The organism is Aquabacterium sp., assembly GCF_004297345.1.
Taxonomy (GTDB): domain Bacteria; phylum Pseudomonadota; class Gammaproteobacteria; order Burkholderiales; family Burkholderiaceae_C; genus Aquabacterium.
Genome location: NZ_SCTN01000128.1, coordinates 1 through 6,367, shown reverse-complemented (window position 1 = coordinate 6,367; position 6,367 = coordinate 1). Strand labels below are relative to the sequence as shown.

Annotated in this window: 6 protein-coding genes; 2 read left to right on the top strand and 4 right to left on the bottom strand. The window is 63.1% G+C overall.

What is annotated here, in order from left to right; genetic code table 11:
• From EPO09_RS03920 to EPO09_RS03910, 3 genes are all read right to left on the bottom strand, one after another.
• A partial coding sequence (locus tag EPO09_RS03920) for an efflux transporter outer membrane subunit (RefSeq protein ID WP_290640372.1) occupies positions 1–1,193 on the bottom strand: 1,193 nt, incomplete at its 3' end.
• Positions 1,194–1,204: 11 nt separating this feature from the next.
• Positions 1,205–3,184, bottom strand: coding sequence for a MacB family efflux pump subunit (locus EPO09_RS03915; RefSeq protein ID WP_290640371.1), 1,980 nt, complete (start codon positions 3,182–3,184; stop codon positions 1,205–1,207).
• 4 nt (positions 3,185–3,188) lie between these two features.
• Entirely contained in the window at positions 3,189–4,406 is a 1,218-nt protein-coding gene (locus EPO09_RS03910; protein WP_367200040.1) for an efflux RND transporter periplasmic adaptor subunit, read from the bottom strand.
• A gap of 68 nt (positions 4,407–4,474) precedes the next feature.
• Between EPO09_RS03910 and EPO09_RS03905 the strand changes: the two genes are divergently transcribed.
• On the top strand, positions 4,475–5,224 hold the full coding sequence (locus EPO09_RS03905; RefSeq protein WP_290640370.1) for an SDR family oxidoreductase: 750 nt from the start codon (positions 4,475–4,477) through the stop codon (positions 5,222–5,224).
• Positions 5,225–5,412: 188 nt separating this feature from the next.
• Positions 5,413–5,550, top strand: coding sequence for a hypothetical protein (locus tag EPO09_RS03900; protein ID WP_290640369.1), 138 nt, complete (start codon positions 5,413–5,415; stop codon positions 5,548–5,550).
• Between the two features lie 183 nt (positions 5,551–5,733).
• Here EPO09_RS03900 and EPO09_RS03895 read toward each other — a convergent pair.
• On the bottom strand, positions 5,734–6,367 hold a 634-nt coding region (locus EPO09_RS03895), incomplete at its 5' end, for an asparaginase (protein WP_290640364.1).

Sequence of the window (6,367 nt, the reverse complement as noted above, 5' to 3'; positions counted from 1 at the left end):
TGCGAGCCCTGGTTCTCGTACTGCACCCGAGCCGACAAGGCATTCTCGACATCGGCCAGCGCCTGGTACCAGCTCTGGCGATAGCCCAGTACGGCCACTTCGTAATCAGCTTGCGAGATGTCCACGCTGCGCTGCATGTCACGCCATTGCACAAAGGGCAGCACCAAGCCGGCGCCCAGCGTCCCAACCGGATCACTCAACACGCGAGACAAGGCATCACTGCTGCCCCCCACACTACCCGTGAGTGACAAGGTCGGATAGAAGCTGGCCTTGGTGGCATCCACCGACGCCAGGGCCTTGCGCAAACGCAGCTCCGAAGCCTGCAGATCAGGGCGACGCGCCAACAAGGATGCCGGCGCATCGGGCTGCACATCAGGCAAAGCGCCCTCGGGTAAACGCAAGGACTCCTTCATGGCCACGGAAGGCGGTCCGTCAAACAGCACGGCCAAGGCATTGCGTGCCTGCACACGCTGCAGCAACCACTGCGTGTGGCTGGATTCCTGCGCCGCCAGCGCCTGCGTGGCCTGGGCCACTTCCAGCCCCGATGTGGCACCCACCTTGTACTGCGCATCCACCAGCTTGAGCGTCTGGCGCGCGTAATCGATGCTTTGCTCGCTGGCAGCCACGCGTTGGTTCAAGTAGGCCACCTGCCAGTACAGATTGGCCACGGTCCCAACCAGCGACATGGCTGCAGCCTGTCTGTCCTGCTCGGTAGCCTGTGCCTCCCAATCTGCGGCGCTGCGCAGTGAAGCCAGGCGCCCCCACAAATCCACTTCCCAGCTCGCGCCAGCCGTGACGGAACTCAGGCGCGTCGTGGGGCCGCCATCCAGCAGACGCGAAGCCGTGCTGCTGCCCTTGACGCTCAAGGACGGCAGTTGATCGCTGGCCGCCTGGCCCGCCACCAATTGCGCACGGCGCACCTTGATCGCGGCCTGCGCCAGGTTGTTGTTGCGGGCCAAGGCGTCCTGGATGAGTTGCGTCAGCACCGGGTCTTGCAGACCTTGCCACCAGGGTGCCAAGGCAGCCGGTTTCGCAGCTTCACCCGGTTGCACGCCTTGCTGCCACCCTTGCGGCATGGCCATAGCAGGGCGCTCGTAATGCCCAGGCGCAGCACAGGCACTCAACAAGGCCACCGCCAGCGCCACACCGCCCCACTTCCATTTCATCTGCATGCGTTTGCTCACTGTATTCATGCGTTGCTCGCTCACTGTCTGGACAAGGCATCAACCGGGTCCAGCTTGGCCGCATTGCGCGCAGGCAGGAAGCCGAACACCACACCGATCAAGGACGACACACCAAAGGCCGCCACGATGGATGACACCGAATAAATCATGCTGAAAGAGCCGCCACCAAACTTGTCAAAACCCAAGCCAATCAGCAAGGCCAGGCCGATACCCAGCACGCCGCCAATCAGGCAAACCAGCACGGCCTCGATCAGGAACTGCCTCAGGATGTCGCTCTGACGGGCACCGACGGCCATGCGCACCCCGATCTCCTGCGTGCGCTCCGTCACCGACACCAGCATGATGTTCATCACGCCGATGCCGCCCACGATCAGCGAGATCACCGCAATCGACGAGATCAGCAGCGTCATCGTCTGCGTCGTGCTCTCGATGGTCTGGCGGATGCTGTCGCTGTTGCGCACGAAAAAGTCCTGCGAGCCATGGCGCTGCGTCACCAGCTTGGTGATGCCCTGCTCGGCTGCGGCCGAGGGCACATCGTCACTGATGCGCACGGTGATGTTGCGCAGCCAGCGCACCCCCAGCAAACGCCGCATGGCCGTCGTATAGGGCACCCAGACGTTCAGATTGTCCGAGATCATGAAGCCGCTTTCCTGAGGCGAGGTCACGCCAATGATGCGCACCGGCACCGAACCCAGAAAGATCACCTGCCCCACCGGGTTCTCGCCATTGGGGAACAGCGCCTTCTGCGCATTCGGGTCGATCACGGCCTCCTGCGACTGACGGCGCACGCTGTCGGCGTCAAAGGCCTGCCCCTGCGCCATCGTGTAGCCCTTGACGCGAAAGAAGTCCTCCCCCACGCCGGTGACGTTGGCCGTGGCTTCCACATTGCCACGGCGCAGCGTCACGCTGGTACTGACAGTAGGCGTCACGCTGTCCACATAGTTCAGATTGGACAAGGCATCGGCATCAGCCGGCACCAGGGTTCGAATACGCCCGGCCTGCCTGTCACCGAAGTTCTTGCCCGGGAAAATATCGATCGTATTGGTGCCCATGGCCGCGATGTCCTTGAGCACGCGCTGGCGCGAGCCTTCGCCCAAGGCCACCATCGACACAACAGACGCAATGCCAATGATGATGCCCAGCATCGTCAACAACGTGCGCAAGCGGTGGCCAGCCATGGCGCGCAAAGCCATTGTGAAAGCTTCGGAGAAGCGATCCCAGTTGGCACGCCAGGGATGAGGCTCAGGAGCACCCTCTTCCTGCTTCACGGCTCGATGTACGTCAGCGCCATCCTTGTAGCTATCGGCAATGATCTCGCCGTCGGCCACTTCGATGATGCGCTGCGCGTGCTGCGCCACCTTGGGGTCGTGGGTCACGATGATGACCGTGTGGCCATCGGCATGCAACTCCTTGAGGATGCGCATGACCTCCTCACCGCTGACGCTGTCCAGCGCACCCGTGGGCTCGTCGGCGAGGATCACATCGCCGCCATTCATCAGCGCCCGCGCAATGCTCACGCGCTGCTGCTGCCCACCGGACAACTGCCCCGGGCGATGCCGCACCCTTTCGCCCAGGCCCAGTCGACCCAACAAGGCCGCCGCACGCGCATGGCGCTCGGCAGGCCCGTGCCCCGCGTAGATGGCCGGAATCTCGACGTTGCCCGCCGCTGTCAGGTCGCCCATCAGGTGATAGCGCTGGAAGATGAAGCCGAAGTGCTCTCGACGCAGGCGAGCCAGTTCATCGGGCTCCAGATCGGCGGTAGGCTGGCCCGCCACCTTGTAGATGCCGCGGGTGGGCCGGTCCAGGCAGCCCAGGATGTTCATCAGCGTGGACTTGCCCGAACCCGAAGCGCCGATGATGGCGACCATCTCCCCGGCCACGATCTTCAGGCTGATGCCCTTGAGTACCGCCACCGAGCTGTCGCCCGAGGGGTACTCGCGCCACAGGTCCTGCACTTCCAGCAGGGCGGGCGCAGCAGACGGTTGTGAAGTCACTGTCATGGCGTCAGAACATGCCTGGTGGACGACGCGAACCGCCCGAGCCATTGCCTGAGCCCGTGGCCTCACCCACCACCACCAGATCGCCTTCCTTCAGGCCTTCCAGCACCTGGGCTTGCACGCGGTTGTTCAGCCCGATCTTGACCTGGCGTGTCGATACCTGCTGCTTGCCTTGCGGCCCCTCCAGCACGCTCACCGCGTAGGTCTTGGTCTTGCGATCACGCTTACCCAGCGCCGAGGCCGGGATCACCAGAGCATGGTCGGCCTTGTTGAGCACGATGAAAACCTGCGCCGTCATCAGGACACGCAACTTGCCATCCACATTGGGCACATCGAACAAGCCGTTGTAATAGATGGCCGTGGTGGTGGAGGTCGATGCCGTCACTTTTGCGTCGGTCTGATCCGCCTCAGGCACCGGCTCCACACCATGCAGCGTGGCATCAAAGCGATGCAAAGGCTCGCCCAGGATGGTGAAGTAAGCCGGCATGCCAGGCTTGACCCGCACCACATCGGCCTCGGAGATCTGCGCCTTGATCTGCACCTGGTCCAGCTTGGCCAGCTTGATGATGGACGGCGCCGACTGAATCGCATTCACCGTGCGCCCTTCTTCCGCGATCACTGCGATCACAACGCCATCAATCGGCGCCAGGATGCGCGTGTAACCCAGGTTGACCTTGGCCGTGTCCACGGAGATCGAAGCCTGTTTGATCTGGGCATCCAGCGCGCCGATGTCAGCCGTGGTGGTGGCCAAGGCGGCTTCGGCATCTTCCAGATCCGCCTTGGCGCCGGCATCCAGCCTGACCAGCTCCTGCTTGCGCTTGAAAGTCAGCTCGGCCTGTTTCTGCAAGGCCACCTTGGCCCGGCGCTGTGCGGTCAGCAAGGCCACTTGCGCCTCGGCATTGCGCAAGGCATTGTTTTGCGTCGTGGAATCGATCTCGGCCACCAACTGGCCCTTCTTGACCTTGTCCCCCAGATCCACGTACAAGCGCTTGATCTGGCCGGACACCTGTGCGCCCACGCTCACTTCCTTTTGCGCCTGGATGGTGCCACTGGCCAGCACGGTGTCTTCCAGATCCTCGTATGCCACCTTCGCCGTGATCACCTGCGGCGCAGCAGGCGGCGTGAAGAAGTAATGCTTGATGCCCCAGCCGGCTGCAGCCAGCACAACCAGGCCGGATGCCAGTCGCCAGCCGGACAACCATTTGCTCTTTTTCATCGTGTTCATCTCGCCAGTTTCCGTGTGGCTTGTTGTCAGAGCGCGTCCACGCGGTTAAGGGAATGTAAAGTCGCTGCATGAAACCGGTCACACTCATCACGGGCGCCAGCCAGGGCATCGGCGCCGCCACTGCCCGCCTGCTTGCCACTCAGGGCCACAGCCTGCTCATTCACTATGCCCACCGGCCCGATCTGGCCCGTGAGGTCGCGCAGCAATGCCTGCAACTCGGTTCTCCACACGCCATCATCGCCCAAGCCGACGTGGCCGATGAAGAACAGGTGCTCAAACTGTTCGCCATCGCAGACAAATCTCTGCCGCCCTTGACAGGACTGGTCAATAACGCCGGCGTCGTGGACACGACATCGCCTTTGGCGGACATGTCTGCGGCACGCATGCAACGCATGCTGAATGTGAATGTGCTGGGGCCCATGTTGTGTGCCCGGGAAGCGGTCAAGCGGATGTCAACCCGTTTGGGCGGCCAGGGCGGCGTGATCGTCAACGTGTCCAGCAGTGCGGTTCGCACGGGCTCGCCCAACCTCTACGTGGATTACGCGGCCAGCAAGGGTGCCATCGACGTGCTCACCAATGGGCTGTGCAAGGAAGTGGCACCCGAAGGCGTGCGCGTGGTGGCGGTGCGCCCAGGCATCACCGATACGGGCATTCATGCCACGGGTGGCGAACCGGATCGCGCCACGCGCCTGGGCCCCAGCCTGCCGATGGGACGCGCCGCCTCGGCACAAGAGGTCGCGCAAGCCATCGTCTGGTTACTGTCAGACAAGGCCAGCTACACGGCAGGCGCGATCCTGGATGTGACCGGCGGACGCTGATCCGCCTTGTCTCCCCCCACAAAACGCCCCCCGCGCACACCGACTGACACACGTTTTGTGACATATGCACAGCTCATCTCCGGTCAAATACGGAGATCAGAGCCCCAATACATGGTGCAATATACTCACACAACCCCTCGCATGAGGGGTGAACCCTGAATGTGTACCCCCAGTTTGCAGGATCCACCATGTCAACAAGTCGTGCCATTGCCACATGGACCAATCTGAGCGAAGACAGCCGCCGCCAAACAAAGATGGCGATCATCGGCATCGCCATCAGCTGGAGCATCGCCTTTCTGATGGCGTACTCGGCAGCCGGCCACTGATCAGCGCGAGCACACCAGGGGACGGGCGACACTGTCATCGTCCTTTCACATTGCGCTTGCACAATTCGCTTCGAACCGGGCAAACAGCTTGAGCTGGCCCGGAGGGATAAAGCAGACCAGAGATGTCGGTCACCGCACTCAGGATCCCGCTTCGTATCCCACCTTATCTTCTGTGCCTCATGCTCACACCCCCATCAGATAGAGCATGAGCGCCACCCGGGCTTGAGCTGCCGTCAGCTCACCACAAGCCGCAAACGCATCCCCTTCCCGAGACTGCACGCCGCCACGGGCCACGCGCGAGCTGCGCCAGACCGTGATGCCATGCGCAACTGCCCTGGCCAAGGCCGCTTCCAGGCCCTTGTGCAAGGTGCCATGCCCCGTGCCAGCCATGACCAAGCCTTTGAGCGGGCCATGTTCATGCGCGTAAGCCAGCGCAGCGTCCACCATCCAGCCATCGGCATCAGCATGACTGTGGATGATTTCCACGCGGGGCGGCGTGAGATTCAATGGCCACCAGCCGGCGTTGCCACTTGCTGGCCAACTCGCCACATCGTCGCGCCACTGACCTTGCGCATCCACCCGCGCCAAAGCCGGCTGCCCACCAGCATCAAACGCGTCCATCGACCACGAATGCATCTTGCGGACCTGGCTGCCTGCCCAGACACCGCCGTGCATCACGGCCACCACCCCACCCAGGCCACGGCGCGCAGCCTCCTGAGCTACACGCGTCGCGTCCAGTAGATTGCGCGGGCCATCCGCATCCGGTGCCGTCGCGGGACGCATCGCCGCCGTGATGACCACAGGCTTGCGCCCATCC

Excerpts from the sequence above, each read along its gene's own strand:
- EPO09_RS03905 (WP_290640370.1), top strand. The coding sequence starts at position 4,475 with ATGAAACCGGTCACACTCATCACGGGCGCCAGCCAGGGCATCGGCGCC.
- EPO09_RS03900 (WP_290640369.1), top strand. The coding sequence starts at position 5,413 with ATGTCAACAAGTCGTGCCATTGCCACATGGACCAATCTGAGCGAAGAC.
- EPO09_RS03915 (WP_290640371.1), bottom strand. The coding sequence starts at position 3,184 with ATGACAGTGACTTCACAACCGTCTGCTGCGCCCGCCCTGCTGGAAGTG.
- EPO09_RS03910 (WP_367200040.1), bottom strand. The coding sequence starts at position 4,406 with ATGAACACGATGAAAAAGAGCAAATGGTTGTCCGGCTGGCGACTGGCA.